The sequence below is a fragment of the Oceanobacter mangrovi genome (assembly GCF_019740315.1).
GTDB lineage: Bacteria > Pseudomonadota > Gammaproteobacteria > Pseudomonadales > Oceanobacteraceae > Oceanobacter > Oceanobacter mangrovi.
The window spans coordinates 452058-474649 of record NZ_JAHXZR010000001.1; the positions used below are offsets into that span (position 1 = coordinate 452058).

The 22592-nt window shown below is 56.0% G+C and carries 29 protein-coding genes; 4 read left to right on the forward strand and 25 right to left on the reverse strand.

The annotated features are described in order from the left end of the window. Window positions 1–51: 51 nt before the first annotated feature. The 15 genes from hemW to ubiE form a co-directional block, all read right to left on the reverse strand. Complete coding sequence (gene hemW, locus K6123_RS01945; protein ID WP_221793570.1) at window positions 52–1203, reverse strand: radical SAM family heme chaperone HemW; 1152 nt, start codon at window positions 1201–1203, stop codon at window positions 52–54. 16 nt (window positions 1204–1219) lie between these two features. Further along, window positions 1220–1588, reverse strand: a complete 369-nt coding sequence (locus K6123_RS01950; RefSeq protein WP_221793572.1) for a hypothetical protein — start codon at window positions 1586–1588, stop codon at window positions 1220–1222. Between the two features lie 132 nt (window positions 1589–1720). Beyond that, window positions 1721–2329 carry an RdgB/HAM1 family non-canonical purine NTP pyrophosphatase gene (gene rdgB / locus K6123_RS01955; protein ID WP_221793573.1) on the reverse strand — a complete coding sequence of 203 codons (609 nt, stop codon included), beginning with the start codon at window positions 2327–2329 and terminating at the stop codon, window positions 1721–1723. 14 nt (window positions 2330–2343) lie between these two features. Further along, window positions 2344–2790: a DUF4426 domain-containing protein gene (locus K6123_RS01960; protein WP_221793575.1), complete on the reverse strand. Its 447-nt coding sequence runs from the start codon at window positions 2788–2790 to the stop codon at window positions 2344–2346. Beyond that, entirely contained in the window at window positions 2790–3410 is a 621-nt protein-coding gene (gene metW, locus K6123_RS01965) for a methionine biosynthesis protein MetW (protein WP_246624561.1), read from the reverse strand. Before metW ends, K6123_RS01960 begins: the two co-directional genes overlap by 1 nt. Then, window positions 3407–4561: a homoserine O-succinyltransferase MetX gene (gene metX, locus K6123_RS01970; protein ID WP_221793577.1), complete on the reverse strand. Its 1155-nt coding sequence runs from the start codon at window positions 4559–4561 to the stop codon at window positions 3407–3409. Before metX ends, metW begins: the two co-directional genes overlap by 4 nt. A gap of 120 nt (window positions 4562–4681) precedes the next feature. Continuing rightward, complete coding sequence (tatC, locus tag K6123_RS01975; RefSeq protein ID WP_221793579.1) at window positions 4682–5431, reverse strand: twin-arginine translocase subunit TatC; 750 nt, start codon at window positions 5429–5431, stop codon at window positions 4682–4684. Beyond that, the gene (gene tatB / locus K6123_RS01980) at window positions 5428–5838 is read right to left on the reverse strand and encodes a Sec-independent protein translocase protein TatB (RefSeq protein WP_221793581.1); all 411 of its coding nucleotides are present in this window, start codon (window positions 5836–5838) and stop codon (window positions 5428–5430) included. The genes tatC and tatB overlap by 4 nt, the downstream gene beginning before the upstream one ends. Continuing rightward, entirely contained in the window at window positions 5838–6080 is a 243-nt protein-coding gene (gene tatA, locus K6123_RS01985) for a Sec-independent protein translocase subunit TatA (protein WP_221793583.1), read from the reverse strand. The genes tatB and tatA overlap by 1 nt, the downstream gene beginning before the upstream one ends. Window positions 6081–6100: 20 nt before the next feature. Then, the gene (locus tag K6123_RS01990) at window positions 6101–6433 is read right to left on the reverse strand and encodes a histidine triad nucleotide-binding protein (protein WP_221793585.1); all 333 of its coding nucleotides are present in this window, start codon (window positions 6431–6433) and stop codon (window positions 6101–6103) included. A gap of 35 nt (window positions 6434–6468) precedes the next feature. Continuing rightward, window positions 6469–6801: a phosphoribosyl-ATP diphosphatase gene (locus K6123_RS01995; protein WP_221793587.1), complete on the reverse strand. Its 333-nt coding sequence runs from the start codon at window positions 6799–6801 to the stop codon at window positions 6469–6471. A 69-nt stretch (window positions 6802–6870) separates the two neighbouring features. Further along, a complete protein-coding gene (hisI, locus tag K6123_RS02000; RefSeq protein ID WP_221793589.1) occupies window positions 6871–7251 on the reverse strand; it encodes a phosphoribosyl-AMP cyclohydrolase in 381 nt (126 codons plus the stop codon). Between the two features lie 83 nt (window positions 7252–7334). Beyond that, window positions 7335–8972 (reverse strand): ubiquinone biosynthesis regulatory protein kinase UbiB, encoded by a 1638-nt coding sequence (gene ubiB / locus K6123_RS02005; protein WP_221793591.1) that lies wholly within the window; start codon window positions 8970–8972, stop codon window positions 7335–7337. Between the two features lie 3 nt (window positions 8973–8975). Continuing rightward, complete coding sequence (locus tag K6123_RS02010) at window positions 8976–9656, reverse strand: ubiquinone biosynthesis accessory factor UbiJ (RefSeq protein ID WP_221793593.1); 681 nt, start codon at window positions 9654–9656, stop codon at window positions 8976–8978. Further along, complete coding sequence (gene ubiE, locus K6123_RS02015) at window positions 9656–10417, reverse strand: bifunctional demethylmenaquinone methyltransferase/2-methoxy-6-polyprenyl-1,4-benzoquinol methylase UbiE (protein WP_221793595.1); 762 nt, start codon at window positions 10415–10417, stop codon at window positions 9656–9658. The genes K6123_RS02010 and ubiE overlap by 1 nt, the downstream gene beginning before the upstream one ends. Before the next feature lie 353 nt (window positions 10418–10770). On the opposite strand from ubiE, the gene K6123_RS02020 reads away from it, so the two are divergent. Next, on the forward strand, window positions 10771–11796 hold the full coding sequence (locus K6123_RS02020; RefSeq protein WP_221793597.1) for a hypothetical protein: 1026 nt from the start codon (window positions 10771–10773) through the stop codon (window positions 11794–11796). A gap of 12 nt (window positions 11797–11808) precedes the next feature. After that, a complete protein-coding gene (locus K6123_RS02025) occupies window positions 11809–14037 on the forward strand; it encodes a PKD domain-containing protein (RefSeq protein WP_221793598.1) in 2229 nt (742 codons plus the stop codon). A 146-nt stretch (window positions 14038–14183) separates the two neighbouring features. Here K6123_RS02025 and K6123_RS02030 read toward each other — a convergent pair whose 3' ends face one another. From K6123_RS02030 to K6123_RS02040, 3 genes are all read right to left on the reverse strand, one after another. Continuing rightward, window positions 14184–14771 (reverse strand): YggT family protein, encoded by a 588-nt coding sequence (locus tag K6123_RS02030; protein WP_221793600.1) that lies wholly within the window; start codon window positions 14769–14771, stop codon window positions 14184–14186. 102 nt (window positions 14772–14873) lie between these two features. Then, a complete protein-coding gene (proC, locus tag K6123_RS02035) occupies window positions 14874–15689 on the reverse strand; it encodes a pyrroline-5-carboxylate reductase (RefSeq protein WP_221793601.1) in 816 nt (271 codons plus the stop codon). 28 nt (window positions 15690–15717) lie between these two features. Beyond that, complete coding sequence (locus K6123_RS02040; RefSeq protein ID WP_221793603.1) at window positions 15718–16404, reverse strand: YggS family pyridoxal phosphate-dependent enzyme; 687 nt, start codon at window positions 16402–16404, stop codon at window positions 15718–15720. A gap of 154 nt (window positions 16405–16558) precedes the next feature. Here K6123_RS02040 and K6123_RS02045 point away from each other — a divergent pair, with 154 nt between their 5' ends. Together K6123_RS02045 and K6123_RS02050 are read left to right on the forward strand one after the other, a co-directional pair. Further along, window positions 16559–17593: a type IV pilus twitching motility protein PilT gene (locus K6123_RS02045; protein ID WP_221793606.1), complete on the forward strand. Its 1035-nt coding sequence runs from the start codon at window positions 16559–16561 to the stop codon at window positions 17591–17593. A gap of 39 nt (window positions 17594–17632) precedes the next feature. After that, entirely contained in the window at window positions 17633–18754 is a 1122-nt protein-coding gene (locus K6123_RS02050) for a PilT/PilU family type 4a pilus ATPase (RefSeq protein ID WP_221793608.1), read from the forward strand. A 23-nt stretch (window positions 18755–18777) separates the two neighbouring features. On the opposite strand, the gene K6123_RS02055 is transcribed toward K6123_RS02050, so the two are convergent. From K6123_RS02055 to mobA, 7 genes are all read right to left on the reverse strand, one after another. Further along, on the reverse strand, window positions 18778–19605 hold the full coding sequence (locus K6123_RS02055) for a DODA-type extradiol aromatic ring-opening family dioxygenase (protein WP_221793610.1): 828 nt from the start codon (window positions 19603–19605) through the stop codon (window positions 18778–18780). An 86-nt stretch (window positions 19606–19691) separates the two neighbouring features. Then, complete coding sequence (locus K6123_RS02060) at window positions 19692–20147, reverse strand: methyltransferase family protein (RefSeq protein ID WP_221793612.1); 456 nt, start codon at window positions 20145–20147, stop codon at window positions 19692–19694. Window positions 20148–20160: 13 nt separating this feature from the next. After that, window positions 20161–20658: a molybdopterin synthase catalytic subunit MoaE gene (gene moaE / locus K6123_RS02065; protein WP_221793613.1), complete on the reverse strand. Its 498-nt coding sequence runs from the start codon at window positions 20656–20658 to the stop codon at window positions 20161–20163. A 2-nt stretch (window positions 20659–20660) separates the two neighbouring features. Beyond that, window positions 20661–20912, reverse strand: coding sequence for a MoaD/ThiS family protein (locus K6123_RS02070; protein ID WP_221793615.1), 252 nt, complete (start codon window positions 20910–20912; stop codon window positions 20661–20663). Then, window positions 20909–21412, reverse strand: a complete 504-nt coding sequence (gene moaC, locus K6123_RS02075; RefSeq protein WP_221793617.1) for a cyclic pyranopterin monophosphate synthase MoaC — start codon at window positions 21410–21412, stop codon at window positions 20909–20911. The genes K6123_RS02070 and moaC overlap by 4 nt, the downstream gene beginning before the upstream one ends. Window positions 21413–21442: 30 nt before the next feature. Further along, on the reverse strand, window positions 21443–21988 hold the full coding sequence (moaB, locus tag K6123_RS02080; RefSeq protein WP_221793619.1) for a molybdenum cofactor biosynthesis protein B: 546 nt from the start codon (window positions 21986–21988) through the stop codon (window positions 21443–21445). Window positions 21989–22003: 15 nt separating this feature from the next. Beyond that, a complete protein-coding gene (mobA, locus tag K6123_RS02085; RefSeq protein ID WP_221793621.1) occupies window positions 22004–22588 on the reverse strand; it encodes a molybdenum cofactor guanylyltransferase in 585 nt (194 codons plus the stop codon). Window positions 22589–22592 lie beyond the last annotated feature (4 nt).

The window sequence follows — 22592 nt, forward strand, 5'->3', positions numbered from 1 at the left end:
TGAGTGCCATCTAACGACTTATCAAATCCGAACCACACCAACCGGAGATTGTTACAAAAACAACCCCAGCAGCTCGTTCAGATACAGACGGCCGCGTTCGGTTGGCCGAATCTGCTCGCTGACTTCCAGCAAGCCCAGCTGGATGGCCTTGTCGATTGGCTCGCGGACGGCATCAAGGCCGATGCCGGTGCGCTGTTCAAACAGCTCAACGGAGATGCCTTCGTGCAGCCGCAGGGCATTCATCAGGCATTCAAAGCCCATGTCTTCCGGCTCGATGGCTTCTTCACCAGCGAGAAAGTTCTTCGTTGGGTCGAGGTAGTCTTTTGGCGTGCGGGTTTTCCAGCGCCGCTGACTGTGAAAATGGCCTTGCTCATCAAACCAGCTGACCTTGCCGTGAGCGCCGGCGCCAATGCAGAGGTAATCGCCAAAGCGCCAGTAATTGAGGTTGTGACGGGCCTGCTTGCCGGGTTTGGCAAACGCCGAAATTTCATAATGCTGAAAGCCTGCAGCGGCCAGCCGGGCCTGACCCGCTTCCTGAATATCCCAAAGGATTTCGTCTTCCGGTAAGGTCGGTGGTCGCTTGTAGAATTCGGTGTTGGGTTCGATGGTGAGCTGATACCAGGACAGGTGCGGGGTGTTAAAGCTGATCGCCGTGTCGATATCCTGCATGGCATCGGCTAGCGACTGGCCGGGCAGGCCATGCATCAGATCGATATTGATATTGTCGAAACCGGCCTTGAAGGCGGCAGCGATGGCGGCTTTGGCCTGGTCGCTGTCGTGAATACGGCCGAGTTTCTGTAAATGCAGATCGTTGAAACTCTGGATGCCCATCGACAGGCGATTGATACCTGACTGGCGATAGGCCCTGAAGCGCTCGGCTTCGAAGGTTCCCGGGTTGGCTTCCAGAGTGATTTCGATATCGTCGGCAAATACCAGCTGCTGACGCAGCCCGGTAAACAGCTGTTGATAGGCTTCTGCGCTCAGCAGGCTGGGCGTTCCACCACCGATAAAAATACTCTGCAGCGGCCGTTGCAAAGCCAGCGGTTGCTCGCTTTGCAGGTCGGCCAGCAGGGCTTCGACGTATTGCTGTTGCGGGATCTGCTCGCCTGCCGCATGCGAATTAAAGTCGCAGTAGGGGCATTTGCGTACGCACCAGGGAACATGGATGTAGAGGCTCAGTGGTGGTAACGCGTTCAAGGTCATATCCCGGAGTACAGGCTCAGTTCCAGCTTGGTGCGCTGTTAAAGCCGTTGTTGAGTGGCTGTTCCGCAGGCTGTGGCTGGGCTGCTGTTTCAAGCATGTCTGCGCTGTCTGCTGCTGGCAGCAAATCGGCAACCGCACCGTCGAGGGCTTGCAGCAGGGATTCAACGCGAGCGTCGTTTTCGTGCTTCTCGTGTGACAGGCGGACCTGTTCTTTCTGCAGTTCTTCTACCTGACCTTGCAGGTCAGCGTTCTGCTGCTGGCTGGTCGCCAGTTCAGCGCGCAGCTGTTCCAGCTCTTCTTGCAGTTCCATGTTACCCAGTTGCAGGTTTTCCAGCGTCTGAATGGTCTGGGTGATCTTGCTTTGCAGTTGTTCGAGAATATCCACGATGTACTTCTATCCGTTGCTTGGCTGATAAGCCTTGTGATGTCACTCGGCAGCGCCTGTCTGACAGCTGTCAGGGGCAGGCGTTCCGAATCCCCCCGGGCTTGCGGCTGAGGGGCGAATGTTATTTGGTGTTCAGGGACGCCAGCGCGCCAGCAATTGCTGGATTGCCTGGCCTCGATGAGAAATGGCGTTCTTGCGGCTTTTTTCAAGTTCAGCCGCGGCACATTGTTCGGATTCGACCCAGAACAGCGGGTCATAACCAAATCCGCCTTCACCGGCCGGAGCGGTCAGAATGCGGCCTTCCCAGCTGCCCTGGAAGATCTGCGGGGTCGGATCATTGGCATGACGCATGTAAACCAGCACACACTGGAAGCGGGCAGTGCGCTCTGCGGCTGGCACGTCGAGTAATTTTTCCAGCACCAGCGCGTTGTTGTCGGCATCGCCCTGACCGGCTTCATTCATGCTGGCGTAACGGGCGGAATAAATACCCGGCTGGCCGTTGAGTGCGTCGATTTCTATGCCGGAGTCGTCCGCCAGTGCGGGCAGACCTGTGATCTGCGAGGCGTGGCGGGCTTTCAGAATGGCGTTTTCAACGAAGCTCAGGCCAGTCTCGTCAGCATCGGTAACGCCCAGTTCGCTTTGCGGCACCAGCTGGATGTGGCGATCACTGAAATGGCTGTCGAACAGCTGTGAGAATTCACGCAACTTACCGGCGTTGCCACTGGCGAGAACAACTTTCATACAGGGCTCCGCAATTATTCTTCGTAAAATTTCTGGCTGAAATTGACGTCGTAGGTACGGCTGTTGCCGTCCGGCTTCACCTTCAGTGAAATACGATAGGTCTCGGCTTCGTCAAAACGGAAGGTGGCGATGTAATAAACCGCGTTGGTTTCCTTGATCTCACGGAATTCCAGTGCCCGGCTCTGGCCGATCAGGTTCTTGATGGTGCCGGTAACGCTGGAGGTCATGGGAATCGGCAGCTGGTCATCACTGGGATTGTTGAGCACGGAAATATTCAGCATCGCCAGTTTGCCGGATCGTTCAATGCCGTAGGCCTTGGCCACGTCCGTGGTCAGGAAACTGGTGGTGAGGCCAATGTAGTGAACTTCATAGTCACCAAAAACCTGCTTTTGTTCACCACGGTCGGCCAGTGCTGGCAGTGCCAGCAGACACATCATCAAGACACTTGTTATGGCTTTCATTACGCTCTCCGGGTCAGGTGGTAGATGGCGACTTCACCCAGCAGGGCAGGCCACAAACGAATGGCCCAATGCTCCTGGTGATTATCGTCCACCACGGTCTTGTTCAGAATACGGATATTCTTGGAGGCACAGAGTTCCTCGAAATCCGTCATGGTGCATAAATGAATATTAGGCGTGTCGTACCAGGCGTGCGGCAAGGTTTCTGACATTGGCATGCGGCCTTTCAGGGCCAGATACAAACGGGTGCGCCAGAAGCCGAAGTTGGGGAAGGTGACGATGGCTTCGTCGCCGACCCGCAGCATTTCTTCCAGCAGCTGGTCGGGCCGTTGCACAGCCTGAATCGCCTGGGTCATCACCACGGTATCTATGCTGCTGTCCTTGTAGTTGACCAGACCGTCGTTGAGGTCCTGTTCAATCACGTTGACACCATTGGCAATACAGGCGGTGATTTTGTCCGGGTTGATTTCCAGCCCGTAACCACGCACGTTCTTGTGTTCGCTGAGGTAGCGCAGCAGTACGCCTTCACCACAGCCGAGGTCGAGCACCTGGCTGTCGGGTTGAATCCAGTCCTGAATGATGGCCAGATCCGGTCGCAGGGATTGCAGGGTAGCCGGGCTCATGCGTTGGCCTCCAGCTGGTTGGCAATGCGGTTCATGTAGGCTCTGAGCACCTGATGGTAACGCGGGTTATCGAGCAGGAAGGCATCGTGCCCACCATCAGACTCAATACAGGCATAGCTGACGTTCTTGTCGGCTTCCATCAGGGCGTTAACGATTTCTTCGGAACGGCCCGGCGAGAAACGCCAGTCAGTGGTGAACGATACCACCAGGAAGTTGCACAGCGCATTGCTGAGACATTTCACCAGATCGTGGCCGTAGTCGGCTGCCGGGTCAAAGTAGTCGAGCGCCTTGGTCATCAACATGTAGGTGTTGGCATCAAAGCGGGTACTGAATTTCTCACCCTGATAATGCAGGTAGCTCTCGACCTGGAATTCCGGCGCGAAGCTGTAGTTAAGCTTGCCTTCGCGCAGATCGCGGCCGAATTTCTGCCGCATGGCATCTTCCGACAGATAGGTCAGGTGACCCAGCATACGGGCCTGCATCAGGCCGGTTTTGGGAATGGTGTTGTGGTCGAGGTAGTTGCCGTCGTGGAAGTCCGGGTCTTTGGCAATCGCCTGACGGGCAACTTCGTTAAAGGCAATATTCTGCGCTGACAGCTTGGGCGCTGAAGCCACCACGACGGCGTTGGCGATACGTTGCGGGAACTGGATCGACCAGCGCAGTACCTGCATGCCACCAAGGCTGCCACCGACCACGGCGGCCCATTTGGCAATGCCCAAATGATCGGCCAGCACCGCCTGGCTGTTAACCCAGTCGCGCACTGCCACAATCGGAAAATCCGGACCGTACTGTTTGCCGGTTTCCGGGTTGATACTAATCGGCCCGGTTGAACCGCTACAGCCGCCAAGGTTGTTCAGTGCCACCACAAAAAAACGATTGGTATCAATCGGCTTGCCGGGGCCGATTGCGTTGTCCCACCAACCCGGCTTCTTGTCTTCCATCGAGTTGTAACCGGCAGCGTGCTGGTCGCCACTGAGGGCGTGACAGATCAGCACCGCATTACTGCGTTGCGGGTTCAGCTGGCCATAGGTTTCATAAACCAGATCATACTGCGGCAATACCCGTCCGGAGCGGAGGGTCAATGGCGTATCAGAATGGAAGGTTTGGGGAGTAACCAGACCGACGGAATCGTCAGGGATAACTTCCGGCATTGGTGGCGTGTTCCTGAAATATGGGCGTACTTACATGGGACAGACTAACAGCTGCTGAGTGTATCAGTATTTGTCAGCCAGCACAGGTGGCGAGCATGGCGACGAGCAGCAGTTAGCGGATCAGGCCTGATCCGCTTCCGCTTGTTCGTCGGTTTTGCGAATCAGTCTGGATGCCAGTACGCCACCTTCAAACAGGGCATACATGGGCAGCGCCAGAATGGTCTGGGAAATAACGTCGGGTGGTGTTACCAGCATGCCAACGACAAAGCAGCCGAGGAAAATATACGGCCGTTTTTCCGACAGTGATTGCACCGTGGTAATGCCACTCAGCACCATCAGAAAGGTCGCCACCGGAATTTCGAAGGCGATGCCAAAGGCAAAAAAGATTTTCAGGATAAAATCGAGAATATTGGTGATGTCGGGCATCACCGAAATGCCTTCCGGTGCTGCCATGGTGAAAAAGCCAAACGCCAGTGGCAATACCACAAAGTACGCAAAGGCAATGCCGAGGTAAAACAGCGCAATGCTGGAAAACAGCAGTGGAATGGCAAACTTCTTCTCATGCTGGTACAGACCTGGCGAAATAAAGGCCCAGGCTTGATGCAGCAGCACCGGCACCGCCAACAGCACCGCCAATACCAGGGTCAGCTTGAATGGCACCAGAAATGGCGCGGCGACGCCGGTGGCGATCATTTGGCCCTGGGCATCCGGCAGCAGGGCCGACAGTGGTTTCACCAGAATCAGATAAAGGTCGTTGGCGAAGTAGAACATGCCAAGAAACAGCACCAGTATCACCAGCACCGACTTCAGCAGCCGGTTACGCAGCTCTACCAGATGGGCAATCAGTGGTTGTTCCTGATCCTGACTCATGATGGCTTGTGGGTATCCTGATCCGCAGGGGCTGGCATTGGCGCAGCAATGGAATTCTGTTGGTGTTGGGGATCGATATCGGCAACGATCGATGGCTCTGACGGCTGTTCAGCCTGACCTGGCAGGACGTCTGGTGCAGCATGGGCCTGGCGCTCGGCTTCCAGCACGGCTGCTGGCTTGCGAACGTCGTCGTCGAGGAAGGTCGCGTAAGGGTCCTTGAGCTTTTCTTTCAGCTCCTCGGCCCGTACCTGACGCTCCAGTTCGTCCTGAAAGCCATTGATGGTGCGACGCACACGGCCAATCATCAGGCCAACCGTACGAGCAGCCTTCGGCAAACGTTCGGGTCCCAGTACCAGCAAGCCCAGCACACCGACCACCACCAGTTCGAGGAAACCGATATCAAACATCAGGAGTGCTTCTGATCCTTGTCTTTCTGGTCGCTGAAGTCAGCGTCCTTGACCGCGTCCGGCTTGTCGGCCGACAGGGTTTTCTGGGCTTCAGACTTGTCGTCTTCGTTCATGGCTGACTTGAAGTTCTTGATCGCGCCACCCAGATCACCGCCCATGTTGCGCAGTTTTTTGGTGCCGAAAATCAGAATCACAATGACTGCAATGATGAGCAGTTGCCAAATGCTGATACCGCCGAGCATAGCCTTGTCCTCTCAGATACTCAGAATCCGGGCAGCGTGCTGCCGCCCAGAATATGAAAATGCATGTGGAATACTTCCTGACCGCCTTCAACACCGGTATTGGTGATGGTGCGGAAGCCTTGCAGACCTTGGTCGGCAGCGATTTTGGGCAGGGTAAGCATCAGCTTGCCCATCAGTGCGCCATGTTCGTCAGCCAGGTCATTCAGGTTAACGATGTGCTGCTTGGGGATGACCAGCAAATGGGTATCGGCCTTCGGCGCAATGTCGTGGAAGGCGAGAAAATCGTCGTCTTCATAGACCTTGCTGGAAGGGATATCACCAGCGACGATTTTGCAGAAAATGCAGTCGGTCATGTTTGCTGATCCTTGGCCAAGCTCTTCTATATCGGTTATTTGGGTTGCCGTGAGGCTTTTTCTTCCAGCCCGGAAATGTCGAAACGACGCGCCAGCTCATTCAGCACGGCTTCCGGACGTTCGCCCAGCTGCGCCAGCGCCACCAGGCTGTGGAACCACAGGTCGGCGGTTTCATAAACCACGTCCTTGTTGTCACCACTGGTTTCCGCGTCTTTGGCGGCCAGAATGGTTTCGGTCGCTTCTTCACCAACCTTTTCCAGAATCTTGTTGAGACCCTTGTGGTACAGGCTGGCGACGTAGGATGAATCCGGCGACGCACCTTTGCGTTGTTCCAGGATGTCTCCCAGGGCGGAGAGAATATCACTCATTTAAGGCACCACTGTATGAATCTTGTCTTACCAATTTGCAATTGAATCGGCCACTTTACCAGCGGCAGATCAATAAATCTCTTTGGGGTCTTTCAGCACCGCATCAACGGTGACCCACTCGCCATCTTGCCAGACGCGGTAGAAACAGCTTTCACGACCGGTATGACAGGCAATTCCACCGATTTGCTCAACCTGCAGCACGATCACGTCGGCGTCACAGTCGAGACGCACTTCATGCAGCTGTTGCACGTGGCCGGATTCTTCGCCCTTGCGCCACAGTTTCTGGCGTGAACGGGAATAATAGATGGCGCGATTTTCCTGTACCGTCAGGCTCAGGGCTTCGCGATTCATCCAGGCCATCATCAGGATACGGCCAGTCTGGTAGTCCTGGGCGATCGCCGGAACCAGGCCATCAGCATCCCATTTTACGGCATCTAGCCAGTCACTCATGTTGCTCTCACTCGGGGTTTAACGGGCTGGCAACAGCCACAATTTTTTGAAGCCCGCAAGCATACCGCATGCTGTCGATGTCGTCAGGCCTTCCATAACATCCACAGCAGACCGAAAGCGGCCAGTGAAATACCGAACACATCGTTAATACCCAGTGCTACCGCTTGCCACCAGAGGAACAGCCCGGACAGGGTGGTGAGCGTGCCGATGGTCTGGTGACGCTTGCCCTGGTTCTGCTCCTCGATGGCCTTGCGCAGCGCCACGACTTCCCGTTGCAGCTGGTTCTGGTTTTCGTCGAGGTGATTCAGACGGGTCAGTGCACCATGCACCAGGCCGGGCATCTTGGGCGCTTTTTCGATCCAGGTCGGGAGCTGGCGCTTGAGTTCGGCAAAGGCGGCCTTGGGGCCAAAACGGTCGCGCATCCAGCGTTCCAGGAACGGCTTGGCGGTGCTCCACAAATCCAGCTGCGGATACAGCTGACGCCCCAGACCTTCGATGTTGAGCAGGGTTTTTTGCAGCAGCACCAGCTGCGGCTGCACTTCCATATCAAACCGGCGAGCGGTGCTGAACAGCTGGATCAGCACCTGGCCAAAGGAAATCTCGGCCAGCGGCTTTTCGAAAATCGGTTCACAGACGCTGCGAATGGCGGCCGCCAGTTCATGCACTTTGGTGGTCGCCGGTACCCAGCCGGAATCGACGTGCAGCTGCGCCACCTGATAATAATCCTGATTGAAAAACGCCAGCAGGTTCATCGCCAGGTAGTGTTGGTCTTCCTGCGTCAGCGAACCCACAATGCCACAGTCGATGCCGATGTATTGTGGTGTTTGCGGATGTTCGCGGGAGACAAAGATGTTGCCGGGGTGCATGTCGGCGTGGAAAAAGCTGTCGCGGAACACCTGGGTGAAAAAGATTTCCACCCCGCGTTCGGCCAGTAACTTCATATTGGTGCCCTGGGCTTCCAGTTCATCAATATTGGCCACCGGAATGCCGTAGATGCGCTCGCTGGTCATCACCTTGGTACGGGTGTACTCCCAGTAGACTTCCGGCACGTACAGATAACCGGAATCGAGGAAGTTACGCCGCAGCTGGGTGGCGTTGGAGGCTTCGATCTGCAGGTTCAGCTCGCCATAAATAGTGTGACGATAGTCTTCCACCACTTCCATCGGCTTCAGCCGGCGGGCTTCGCTGGAATAGGCGACAGCCAGTCGCGCCATGGTTTCCAGCAGTTGCAGGTCGCGTTCGATGGTGTGTTCGATTTTCGGCCGCACTACCTTGACCACCACGTCTTTGCCATCGTGCAGTTTGGCGGTGTGCACCTGGGCAATCGAGGCAGACGCCAGCGGCTTGCTGGAAAATTCGGCAAACAGGTTGGCGATGGTGTCGCCCAGCTGGGCTTCGATCAGGGCAATCGCCTGATCTTCCGGGAACGGCGGTACCTTGTCTTGCAGGCGTTTGAGTTCCTGCACTATGTCGTCGGGTACCAGGTCCGGCCGGGTCGAAAGAATCTGGCCAAACTTGATGAAAATTGGCCCCAATGCCTCCAGCGCCATGCGCAGACGGGCACCGCGGCTGAGTTTGGCCGGTACCGGTGACAGTCGCCAGGGAGCAATCATCAGCAATACACGCAAGCTGACGGGCAGGTGCTGCAGTGGAATCAGGCTATCAAGACGGTATTTGGTGAAAACAAACAGAATCTTCCATAAACGCCAGAGTCGGGACACGCGTTATTCTCCTTGCTGACTGGCGTTCGGCTGTTCGCGGCCTTGCTGGCGGCGTTGTTCAATCTGATCCAGCCGGGCGGTCAGGCGGTCAGTCGCCAGCTTGAGCTCATCGACGCGCTCAGAGGCGGCTTCCTGTTCGGCGGGATGGGTAAGAATACCGGACTCATCGTAAAGATAGTCGTGGGCGGCTGTCTGCAGGGTGGTACCGGTACGTTTGCCCCAGCTCAACAGACCGCGCAAACCCTGACCCAGTTGATGAGCAATCAGGCCGCCAGTTACGGGCGCAATCATGGCTTCCCAGTCGATCTCAAGCTGATCAACCAGCTTGCCGAGCGCCAGCGCCAGTTCGGTGTCGCCGTCGATCATCAGGTTACCAGCCAGGATGGCACTGGCCTTGTTACTGGCCCGGGCCAGCGCCAGCAAATCATTGACGGTGCCAACCAGGACAACGTCGGCCAGTGGATTGTCAAAATCCGGCTCTTCGGTGCTGAGGCTCAGCTCAATGCTGCCATCCAGCAAGCGGACGGCGAGAGTAACGGAACCGGCCACTCGCACATGCACCAGCTTGCCTGCCAGCCGCTGCAATTGCAGCTGGCTGGCCGGGTCGTATTTGAGAGCATGGTTGATGGCGGCTTCCACCGGCAACAACAGCGCATGACCGAGTTCCACTGGCAACAGACTCATCAGGGTTTGACACCCCGGTGCAGGGCTACCACACCACTGGTGAGGTTGTGGTAGCTGCAACGCATCAGACCAGCGTCTTCCATCATGCTCTTGAGGGTTTCCTGATCCGGGTGCATACGAATGGATTCAGCCAGGTATTTGTAGCTTTCGCTGTCGTTGGCAACCAGCTTGCCCATGAATGGCAGCGCGCTGAAGGAATACAGGTCGTAGGCCTTGCTCATGACCGGGTTGGTTGGCTTGGAGAATTCCAGTACCAGCAAACGGCCGCCGGGTTTCAGCACCCGCGCCATGGAGCGCAGTGCGGAGTCCTTGTCGGTGACGTTACGCAGACCAAAGGCAATGGTAATGACGTCGAAGCTGTTGTCGGCAAACGGCAGACACTCGGCGTTGGCCTGCACGTATTCGATGTTGCCAACATAACCTTCGTCGGTCAGACGATCGCGGCCAACGTTGAGCATCGACGAGTTGATGTCAGCCAGTACGACCTTGCCCTGCGGGCCAACAATGCGGGAAAACTTTTTGGTCAGGTCGCCGGTACCGCCCGCCAGGTCGAGTACCTGGTTGCCGGGCCGGACACCGCTCATTTCAATGGTGAAGCGCTTCCACAGCCGGTGAACACCGAAAGACATCAGATCGTTCATGATGTCGTATTTGGCCGCTACGGAGTGAAACACGTCCGCGACCATGGCTTGCTTGTCTTCGGTTGCTACGGTTTTGTAGCCAAAGTGAGTGGTCTTTTGATCCGACTCTTGCTGTGACATAGGCACCTCCTGAACAGGTCGGCCATTGTAGCCACGGGAAACCGGAATGTCTTGCGCTGTGCCGGATCTGCTACACGTTGAGGCCGCCTGGAGAGCGTTATTCCAGACTGTTCGCTACGCAAAACCGGCATAAGAGTCGTTATTTTCTTTTGAGTTCCGTCATAAAACGCAAAAAGCCTTAAGACTGTGTGGTTTTTGTTCATATAACCATCGGCTATTATCAAAAAACAACCAGAATACTGTTGGACGTTTGGGCCGGGACACTGAAAACAGGGATACAGGAACGGAATTGCCAGATATCGCCCATGGAGAGAACAAGCAGTCGATGAGTCAGTTTACTCGAGGGATTCTCCATGAGGTCGATTATTCCACTGGCCAGCATTTGTCTGGCTGGTTTGTTACCGGTGGCGCAAGCCGAAGAAGCAGCCACCGAAGATACCGCCACCAAGGCTGACAGCTACACCTATGCTGGCGGTTTCCTGATTGGCTACAAGTATCAGGAGATGGAAGCCGATACTATTCGCAATGCCTATGTCCGTACCATAGGTCTGAATATCTTTGAATTTGAATGGGAACCGGGCAAGGCCAGCTGGCTTGATCCGGTACGCCGGGTGGCTGATTTGTTGCCCGCGCTGCGTTATGAAATGACGCCGGGAAATACCGCCAATCAGGATCAGATCGCCGAGGTTTCCAACACCGCTGAAGAAAAAGCGGGCTGGACCCGCTTCCTCGCCAATATCGACGTCGACCCGGTATCGCTGCTGGGTGGTGATGATTCGATGCATCGGATCATCGGCAGCTACGAAATCCAGACCTTCCTGGTTTCAGTACAGGCCACCCAGGATTATTACTACATCCAGAATAACGATGCCCAGCTGCTGGTCGCCGGTGACGGTATCAATGTGAATACCATCTTCAAGGAAGCCACATTGGGCTACCGAGTGACGGACCCCGGCTCTTACGCGATGGATCTGGGCTGGTTCAATGTGAACTATGAAAAGCCGATTTCCAGCGATGTCTCAATGCCGCTGGAATCCATTTATCGGGCGGAATTCGAGGCTTCAGGGCTGTTTTTTGGCGCTTCCCTGTCACTCGGCTCCTGGACCTTTGGCGGCCGTTACGATCTTGGCTATGACGCCAAAGCGACGGTGGACGGCGGCGTATCACTGAGCCGCACCGAATACGGCTTCGATGAGTCGATTGAATACAGTGCCTACCGTATCGATGTGCAATACGACCTCAAGAAAAGCTCACTGCGCTGGCCCTTGGCGATCAATCTCAACTACCTCGAACGCAGTTTCAGCACCCTGGCGGATGGCGACAATATCAACGATGACCGCATTCTGGGTATTTCACTACAAAGCCGTTTTGAGCTGTAAGCGGGGGACGATATGAAAACAATGACGTTCAAGATGATCGCCTCGGTGGTCGCCATCACGGCTTTACAGGCCTGTGTGTTTGATGAATCCGGTACCGAATACCAACAGCCTGACAATAACACCAGTCCGGTGGTGAACCTGAATTACAACGCAAGTCATGCGGTCAACACCTATCTGACATTCACCGATGACAGTGCCGATATCGCCGTTACTTTTGGCAGCCAGACCGTGACTTTCCCGTCACGCTCTGAAATGCGGCTGCAGGGCTTTGGTGGCTTTGACACCGATCGGGTCTGGAAAACCTCGGTGGTGGAAGACAGCCGTGGTATCAAAACCCTGCGCATGGGTTATTACACCATTGGCAGTAGCAGCAATGATATTGAACCGCCAACCTTCCATAACTTTGCTCGCGACAGTCGCGGCAATATCTACCTGACCGAAACGGCCGAGCAGCTGAAGTCGGATCTGGGTGTGGCACCGTTCCGGCAAGCGAGTGGGGCACTGATCTTCCCGGCCAATATTGCTGTCGGTGACAGCTGGGTAGCGGGTCCTACACTGATTCCGATGTTCTATAGCTTTACCTCAGGCTCCGGCTGGACAGCAACTCTGGTGGACGATGATGCCACCGCACCAATGAGTGGTACCGAAGGCTGTGTGGTAATCAAGTATTACCGCGAAAGCTATGCCTTTTACCTGTACCTGAAAGACGGCCTTGGCATTGTCGAGTGGATCAACTCCTGGGAAGAAGACGACTCGGGTAACGTCAAACCAATCAACGGCTTTGCTATCAGTGATCAGGGCGACGGCGAGACCAGTATTCCCTATACCGGTTATGGCTGGGCCAGCGACAGCCGTAACCCGGTTGGCAGTCTGTTCGACTCTGTTGGACTGAAAGTGGTGAATGGTGAGGAGGCCAATTTCGAAAGTGGCGACAGCTCACCGGTAAATAATTCCGGATATGGCTTCACCCGTATCACATCGACGACGGAAGCGGCCTCGAGCAGTTATCCACAGCTTGAGGAGCTGCGGGTGCCGGACATTCGTGGTGAGGAATCGGTCGACTTTGCCGATAGTCGTTGGGATAGCCTGAGTGGTGACTACTATCGTCCTTATATCGAAGTGACTTATCAGGGCAACACCTACATTGCCGATGATGCCAATGGCGATTTTGTGGTAGAGAAAATCTACAACCAGCCCTATGGCCCGGCGATGCTCAGTTTCTGGGGCCATGGCACTCTGGTTAATAGCGCCGACAGCAGTGATACCTTCGACTTTACCGGCCTGATGGAAGGGCTCTATCTCAATGCCGGAGCGGATGGTCTGACACCAGACTTTGCCATCATCGGCATGGATGTCGATCGCCGTTTACCTGCCGCAAAACCGGGTAGTAGCTACCGTATTTATGCATCCTATGCCTACATCGATGAACCGCTGGAAGAAGTGCTGGATGTCGCTTCGGAGTCGCTGGCTGAATTTGGTGATGCGGTGAGGGGAATCGGCTACACCAGCACCTGCTTTGGTGATCGCAGTACCAATGACACCTGTAATTCCACCAATGTCGCGTTCCAGTTTGTGGTACCGGATATTGAGGGTGAGCTGGCCTTGCGTATTGGTGGCCAGAATGCGGCGGGTGAAGTGACTTCCGTCAGCCAGGTGTTCTATCTGCCGGTTAGCTCATCGGCGACTAAAAGCAGCGTCACTGCCCGTCTCTACGACCAATTTAATGACGTGATTCGAGGTTCACTGGATGATTCCGGTGAGTTCGTGACAGGCTACCTGAATGCTACCTCGTCAGTGGCGCTGGGTTCCAATATCGTCAAATACAGCTTTGATATGGGCGATGGCACCGTGGTGGAAGATGCTCCGGCGCTGGGCACCTATACCTACACCGCTAATGGCGAATACCAGCTTGCCATGACCGTCACCAATGATCAGGGGCAAACCTCGACGGCCTACCGCAAGGTCAAGATCAGTGACACCGGTGAGTTGGTGGTGCGCAACATCGGCGATGACTTTGGTAGTGGCTTCTTCACCATCGCCATTGATGACCTTGATGAACCCGACGGTTATTACGACTACTACAAGTTCGTCACACTGGACAAGAACGAGGAATCCGTCTTCGAAGTACCGGGTGATGTGAACTACCAGGTCGATATCATCGTTAACGGTGAGGTGGTCTACAGCGACAAGGTCTATGTGGCAGCGGCCGATCAGGACGTGGTGGAAGTGGATCTGGATTGATCCGTGGATAAACCCCGGGCTGTTGTGGCCCGGGGTTTATATTTCTCGTCGTTGTCCGGGCATCGTTGTTGTCCGGGCATGCCCGGACCCTACGGATATTTCTTTGCTGGTGTAGCGGCAAGGCATGCCTTGCCTGGAGCCGAAGGTTACAACCCGATTGCCAGTCCGCGTGGCATACCGACCGCCATGGCGACCGGTGACAGCACCAGAATTTCAAACAGCTGCAGGAACAGGAACAGCACCAGCAGAGACAGGTCGATACCACCAATCGGTGGAATCAGGTTACGAATTGGCCGAATCGCTGGTTCGAGAATCTGGTTAATCAGGATCAGTGCCGGGTTGTAGCTGTTAGGCGCAATCCAGGACGCAATCGCCACAATAATGCCGCCCCACAGGTAGATGTTCAGCAGCAGTGACAGCAGGCCGACGGCCGCCCAGGCGATCAGGTTCAGCCACGGAATCATATAGCCGGAAACCAGCAGGATCAGAGCCATGGTGATCAGCTGGGCGCCATAGGCCAACAACAGCGACGAAACATCCAGACCACCGAAACCCGGAATAATGCGACGCAGAGGCACCAGCAGCGGGTTGGAGAATTTGACGATAAATTGCGAGATCGGGTTGTAGAAATCGGCTCGCACCAGCTGCAGCAGGAAGCGCAGCAGGAACACCAGCAGTACCAGACTGCCGATCGCGTTAATAAGCAATTGTCCTGCGGACACGAGTGGCGACATGATGGCTCCGTTCGGTTAACTGTGTCTTGAATATCTGGCCAGGCCGGATTCCGGTTGGCAGCGACAGCCGGGTTTACAGGCTGCCGTTGCCGATTGGAACCCTTAACCCAGCTCGCGGTTCATTTCTTCCGCGCGTTTGCAGGCGGCATCCATGGCGGCTGCCACCAGATCACGCAGGTCGGCGCTTTCGAACGTAACAATGGCGCGTTCTGTGGTGCCATTCGGTGAGGTCACGCGCCGACGCAGCTCGGCCGGACCAACATCGGATTCCAGCGCCATCTTGCCAGCGCCAAAGGCGGTTTGCAGCGTCAGGGCACGGGCAGTGGTTTCGCTCAGCCCCATGTTGGTTGCTGCTTCAACCATGGCTTCCATCAACAGGAAATAATAGGCCGGGCCGCTGCCAGACAATGCGGTGACGATATCCAGTTCGGATTCTTCTTTGACCCAGACTGTCACGCCGGTGGCCTGTAACAGCTGATCAGCCTCGTTACGCTGCTCGATGGTCACGGCATCGTTGGCGAACAGACCGGTAGCACCAGCACCTACCAGCGCCGGGGTGTTCGGCATGCAACGCACGATGGCATTACAGCCGGACCAGGCCGCCAGGTTAGCAATACTGATACCGGCGGCGATAGAAACCAGCAAAGGCTGACGGGCTTTCAGCGTTGCTGCCAGCGGCGCCAGCACGGTTTTCATCATTTGTGGTTTGACCGCCATGATCACCACGTCAGCGTTGGCGATGGCATCGAGGTTGTCGGCGACGGCGCTAATGCCGAATTGTTCGGTCAGCGTCTGGCGCTGCTGTTCGCCCGGATCACTGACGGTGATCATCTGGGCGGAAACATTACCCTGGCGCAACAGGCCACCAATGATAGCAGTGGCCATGTTGCCACCACCGATAAATGCGATTTGAGACATGCAGTGTCCTTCTTTGTACGGAGGCGCGTCAGTCACGGGCGCCAAAAATATCGGTACCAATACGAACCTGGGTGGCACCTTCAGCAATCGCCAGTTCGAGATCGGCAGACATTCCCATCGACAGGGTGTCGACGCAGGAATGGTGCTGCTGCAGTTCATTGAACAACTGCTTCATCTGCTGGAACTGGCCGCGCAGCTGGCTTTCGTCGCTGGTGGCCTCGGGTACACACATCAGCCCACGCAGTGTCAGGTTCGGCAGCGATTCTACCACGGCTGCGAGCGCGGCGATTTCCGCCACTGCAACACCGGATTTTTGTTCTTCACCACTGATATTCACCTGAATCAGGACGTTCAGCTGCGCTTTGCCCGCCGGTCGTTGCTCGTTCAGGCGGCGGGCAATCTTGTCACGCTCGAGCGTGGCGAGCCAGTCGAAATGTTCAGCGACGGTGCGGGTCTTGTTGGACTGCAGGGCGCCGATGAAATGCCATTCGATGTCGGCCAGGTCAGCCAGCGCCGGAATTTTTTCCATGGCGTCTTGCAGATAGTTCTCACCGAACTGCCGCTGACCCTGTTGATAACACTCGCGTACCATGCTGGCAGGCTTGAATTTACTGACCGCCAGCAGGCTGACAGCGTCCGCCGGACGGCCGGATTCATCACAGGCTTGCTGGATTCGTTGACAGACTCGGCGGTATTGATCGGCAAGTATAGACATTCGATACACTTTGTTTAGGATGATCCGTCAAAACTGGCCCTTTACCCGGACCAGCGGCTCAGGGACAGATCTTAATCAAGCCGATGCAGAATCGCACCACCTGGCCGCCTTGCCATGTATTTTTTCTATTGTCGCCGTTGGAGGAATTCAGGCCGTGGATATTACCGAACTGCTCGCTTTCAGTGCCAAACAGGGTGCATCAGACTTGCACCTGTCTGCCGGACTGCCCCCCATGATTCGTGTTGATGGTGATGTGCGTCGGATTAATGTTCCGGCGCTGGCTCACAAGGATGTACACGCGCTGGTGTACGACATCATGAACGACAAACAGCGCAAGGATTATGAGGAATTCTACGAGACCGACTTTTCCTTCGAAGTGCCAGGCGTGGCCCGTTTCCGGGTCAACGCCTTCAACCAGAACCGCGGCCCCGGCGCGGTATTCCGGACCATTCCGTCCAAGGTTCTGAACATGGACCAGCTGGGCATGGGACAGGTGTTCAAGGACCTCGCCAATGTACCGCGTGGCATTGTGCTGGTCACTGGCCCGACCGGTTCCGGTAAGTCGACCACCCTGGCGGCGATGATCGACTACATCAATGATTCCAAGCACGACCACATTCTGACCATCGAAGACCCGATCGAATTCGTTCATGAGTCGAAAAAGGCATTGATCAACCAGCGTGAGGTTCACCGTGACACCCTCGGCTTTAACGAAGCCCTGCGTTCTGCCCTGCGGGAAGACCCGGACGTGATTCTGGTGGGTGAGATGCGTGACCTTGAAACCATCAGGTTGGCGCTGACTGCTGCCGAAACCGGCCACGTGGTGTTCGGCACCCTGCACACCACCTCCGCCGCCAAGACCATCGACCGTATCGTCGACGTATTCCCGGCGGAAGAAAAATCCATGGTGCGTTCGATGCTGTCGGAATCCCTGCAAGGGGTTATTTCCCAGACGCTGCTGAAGAAAATCGGTGGTGGCCGGGTCGCGGCTCATGAAATCATGGTGGGTACTCCGGCGATCCGTAACCTGATCCGGGAAGACAAGGTTGCGCAGATGTATTCGGCGATCCAGACCGGTGCGGCCTACGGCATGATCACCATGGACCAGTCGCTGAAGAATCTGGTTGCCCGTGGCATGGTATCGAAAGATGCTGCCCGTGAAAAATCGAAAAACCCGGATCAGTTCTGATCCTGTTATTGCCCTTGGCATTCATAGAGGTAAACAGCCATGTCGATGGATAAATTTCTCAAGTTGATGGTAGAGAAGCGCGCTTCCGACCTCTTCATCACCGCTGGCGTGGCGCCCTCCATGAAGGTTAATGGCCAGCTGCTGCCGCTCGGTAAAACGCCGCTGGCAGCAGAACAAACCCGTGACATCGTGCTGGGCCTGATGAACAGCAAGCAGCAGGATGAGTTTGAGGAAAAGAAAGAGCTCAACTTTGCGATCAACGCCCGCGGCATCGGTCGTTTCCGTGCCAGTGCGTTTTTCCAGCGTAACGTCTGCGGCATGGTGCTGCGTCGTATCGAAACCAAGATTCCGACCACGGATTCGCTTGGGCTGCCAGATACCATCAAGGATCTGGCGATGACCAAACGTGGTCTGATCCTGTTTGTGGGCGCGACGGGTACCGGTAAGTCGACCTCGCTGGCGGCCATGATTGGTCACCGCAACCACAACAGTCGTGGTCATATTCTCAGCATCGAAGACCCGATTGAATTTATTCACCAGCACGACGGCTGCATCATCACCCAGCGGGAAGTAGGTCTGGATACCGAAAGCTTTGATATTGGTCTGAAAAACGCCCTGCGTCAGGCACCGGACGTGATCATGATTGGTGAGGTACGTTCACCGGACATTATGGAAAACGCCATTACCTTTGCTGAAACCGGCCACTTGTGTCTGGCCACCCTGCACGCCAACAATGCCAACCAGGCGCTGGAGCGGGTACAGCACTTTTTCCCGCCAGAACGTCATAACCAGATCTGGATGGACCTGTCGCTCAACCTCAAGGCGATTGTCGCGCAGCAACTGATTCCGACCCCGGATGGCAAGTCTCGGCGAGCCGTGGTGGAGGTATTGATCAACACCCCGCTGGCATCGGATCTGATCCGCAAAGGCGAGGTACATGAGCTGAAAGAGCTGATGAAAAAGTCGACCGAAGTAGGTATGCAGACCTTCGACCAGGCGCTCTATCACCTGTATGAACAGGGCGAAATCACCTATGAAGATGCGCTTGCCCATGCTGACTCGCCAAACGACCTGCGTTTGATGATCAAACTGGCCTCAGAATCCGACGCCGATCATCTGAGCGGTGCTGCCCGCGGTTTCAAACTGGAATCCGATTACTGATTTTGTTGAGCTGCTGCTGCGGTTTATTGGCCGCAGCAGGCATTGCAGAATTCGACCCCGGTAATCCAGGCATTACCAAACAGGCCGTTAAATACAACCCGGCCAGGATCTGTACCGGCAGCTCCGGTAATGACCATCAATGGCAACAGATGTTCTTCGCGCGGATGAGCAATACGGGCGTTTGGTCCGCACACCCAATCCAACAGTTTCTTTTCCCTGCAGGCGGGTGACAGCACCATGATTTCCTGCAGCCAGTCGTCGAATGGCTGGGAAATAGCGGCTGCTTCCGGTTGCCGCAGTTTGCGCAAGTTATGAAATGACATGCCACTGCCAATAATCAGCACACCTTCATCCCGCAACGGCTCCAGCGCCTTGCCCAACTCGATATGGCGGGCCGGATCAAGATCCCGGATCAGCGACATCTGCAGTACTGGAATATCGGCCTTTGGAAACATCACTTTCAGCGGTACAAAGGTGCCATGGTCATAACCGCGCTGATCATCGGAATCGGTAGCAAAACCGGCCTGATGCAGCAGCTCAGCCACCCGTGGCGCCAGTGATGGGCAGCCAGGTGCGGGCCATTGGATGTGGTAGGAAGCTTCCGGGAAGTTGTAATAGTCGTAATACATCGGTGGATTTGCCGATGTACCGAGTGTGACGACGGGGGCTTCCCAATGAGAGGTGATCACCAGGATGGCTTTGGGACGTTGTGGCAAGGTTCCGGGATATTGCTCCAGAAACTCGCGCAAGTGCCGCATCTCCTCTTCCCCAAAGCGACCGTTGAGATCAACAAATGGCCATGGGCCACCGCCATGAGGGATGAAAATCGTCGGCATTCTGGCCGAGGACATAGACAGGCTCCTGAATCGAAAAACGACTTTGGGGTCTTACCAGCAAGGGTAATCCGCACGTCGCGATAATTATTGTTGTAGTTTACTCAGAGCCAGCGTCGAACTGTATTGCAATAACTGGTGAAGTCTGTTCCAAACTTCAACTGTAGCGCCCGTTCCTCCGGCAGGATCTGGAAGCGGGTAATGTAGCCGACAAACACCAGTAGCGCGGGCAGCAGCAGCCAGCTGCCGAGATACAATCCCCAGGCGCTGAGGTTTAGCGCCAATCCGAGGTACATGGGATTGCGAGTGAAACGGTACATTCCATCGGTGACCAGCTGGCTGGCATGATCCGGTGCCAGCGGATTGACCGTGGTGTGGCGTTTCAGAAAGCTGATGATGGCGCTGAAATCCAGAGCCAGGCCACAGGCAATCAGCAGGCCAATCAGACTCCAGCGCAGCGGGCCCGGTGTTGATGGCGCTGTTGTGCCGTACCAGATGGCCACGGCGATCAACAAAGCGACCAGCGGTGGTGGAATCAGATGCTCCAGCTTGTTGATCATGGTTTGCTACCCGTCAGGAATCGGCTTGCCAGCGTTGCAGAGCTTGCTGGTCGCTGTCGCGGGCCTCAACCCAGCGTTCAGATTGCGTCTGGCCCTGGCCATCTAGGATGCGTTCCTTTTTCCAGAACGGTGCCCGGCTTTTCAGAAAGTCCATGATAAAGGCGGCAGCGTCAAAAGCGTTACCGCGATGTGGGCTGCTGACGCCGACAAATACAATCTGGTCTTCGACATTCATTGGCCCAACCCGGTGGATCAGCCGCACACGGCCGAGCTGCCAACGCTGACGGGCGTCTGCGACGATGCTGCCAAGAGCTTTTTCGGTCATGCCAGGATAATGCTGTAACTCCAGTTGTTGCACCTGATCGCCATCGTTGAGGTCGCGGACCCGGCCAACAAAAAACACCACCGCACCGTCGTCCGGGTTGTTGGTACACAGCTGCTGATACTCGCTGGCGACGTCGAAGTCATCACTTTGCACCAGAATCGAATCGGCAGGTGGTTGCAGGGTCATCGTCAGCCTCCGGTCATCGGTGGAAACAGGGCGACTTCGTCCTGATCGGTGATGACGGCATCTTCGTCGTGGCTCAGTACCTGGTTAATTGCTATCAGCGCCTTGCCAGGGTTGAGGGCATCAGCCTGGCTGGGATAAGCCTGCTGCAGCGCGGCACGCAGCTCATGGACGCGGGCTGGCGCAGCCATATCCAGATTGATCACGGCTTCACCCAGCTGGTCACGCAGGCGAGCGAATACCAGTACCTGAATCATGACGCAGCTCCACTGGCGGAATCAGTTGCTTGCCAGTGGCCGGTTTTGCCACCAACTTTTTCCAGCACCCGGATACCTTCCAGGACCATTGCCGGGTCAACCGCCTTGCACATATCGAACAGCGTCAGCGCCGCCACCGAGCAGGCGGTCAGGGCTTCCATCTCTACCCCGGTCTGGCCGGTCAGCTTGCAATAACTTTCGATACGCACGCGGTTGTGTTCCGGCTCGGCTGCAAAGTCCACTGCCACCTTGCTGAGCATCAGCGGATGGCACAGTGGAATCAGGCTGCTGGTTTGTTTGGCGGCCTGAATACCGGCAATCCGGGCAACCGCAAAGACATCGCCCTTGTGGTGATTACCTTCAATGATCTTTGCCAGTGTCGTCGCCGACATGCGTACGTAGCCTTCGGCGCGCGCTTCGCGCACCGTGGGCTGTTTGCTGCTGACATCGACCATATTGGCTTCGCCAGCGGCGTTTACATGGGAAAACTCGTTACTCATAAAACAATCTTGCTCTTGCTGCCCGGTTGATCAGCCGCGGCTGTCGCACAGCTGGTTGGCGGTGTTTTTCAGCCGCAGCACAAAGTTGCAGGGTTTGAAACGGCTGTCCAGCTGGCTGGCGATGATGTCGTCCCAGGCGGTGTTGCAGGCATTGGTGGAGCCTGGCATACAGAAAATCAGCGTGCTGTTGGCCAGCCCGGCGACAGCGCGGCTCTGGATGGTGGAGGTGCCAATTTGCTGGTAGGAAATTGCCCGGAACAGTTCGCCAAAGCCATCGATGGTCTGGTCGAACAGGGGAATCAGTGCATCCGGCGTGGTATCGCGTTCAGTGAAACCGGTGCCGCCGGTCACCAGCACCACCTGGGTGGTGTCGTCCGCGATCCATTGGGAAACCGCCGCCCGCAGCAGGTATTTGTCGTCCTTGAGGATTTTCTTGTCAGCCAGCTGGTGACCGGCTTCGGTCAGGCGGCTGACCAGTGCCTGGCCGCTGGTATCGTTTTCTTCCGTACGGGTGTCAGACACGGTCAGCACGGCGATGTTGAGTGGCAAAAACTGCTCAGTAAAGGTCTTCGACATGGGAATTTCTCACGGCTATGGATGAGGGCGGCGAATGGCTTCCCACTCATCCTGGGTATTGGTATTGGTTAAACGGCTGGCATCTGCCGGTTGCAGCGACAGCGCATTACAAAAATTCAGTAATTTCCGCACCGACTTGTCGGCGGTAGGCATGGTCAGATGCTGATCGAGATACTGGCGCAGCTCGTCGTTGAGCGGCGTGAACAGCGGCAGGTAATCCTGCAGAAAATAGACCGCCTGGCGCTGTTGCACACCGGTGTTGATCAGCTGGCTGAGGGTGGCCTTGTCGATCAGTGGCAAGTCGACCGGCAGGGCAATCACGGCGTCGGCATCGGGGCAGTGGGCAGCAATGCTCTGGATGCCGGCCAGTGGCCCCAGATGCTGGCTGGTGTTGTGGTCATCGACCAGCAGGGGCTGTAAATCCGGGCTGGTTTTGAGACTCTGGTGGCGGCTGATCCAGACCTGTTGCAGTGATAATGACTGCAGTAGCGCAACCTGGCGGTGCAGCAGGGACGCATGGCCATCGGCCGGTAACAATGCCTTGTCACGGCCCATGCGGCGGGATTGACCGCCTGCCAGTACCACTCCGATCACTTTCATCTCG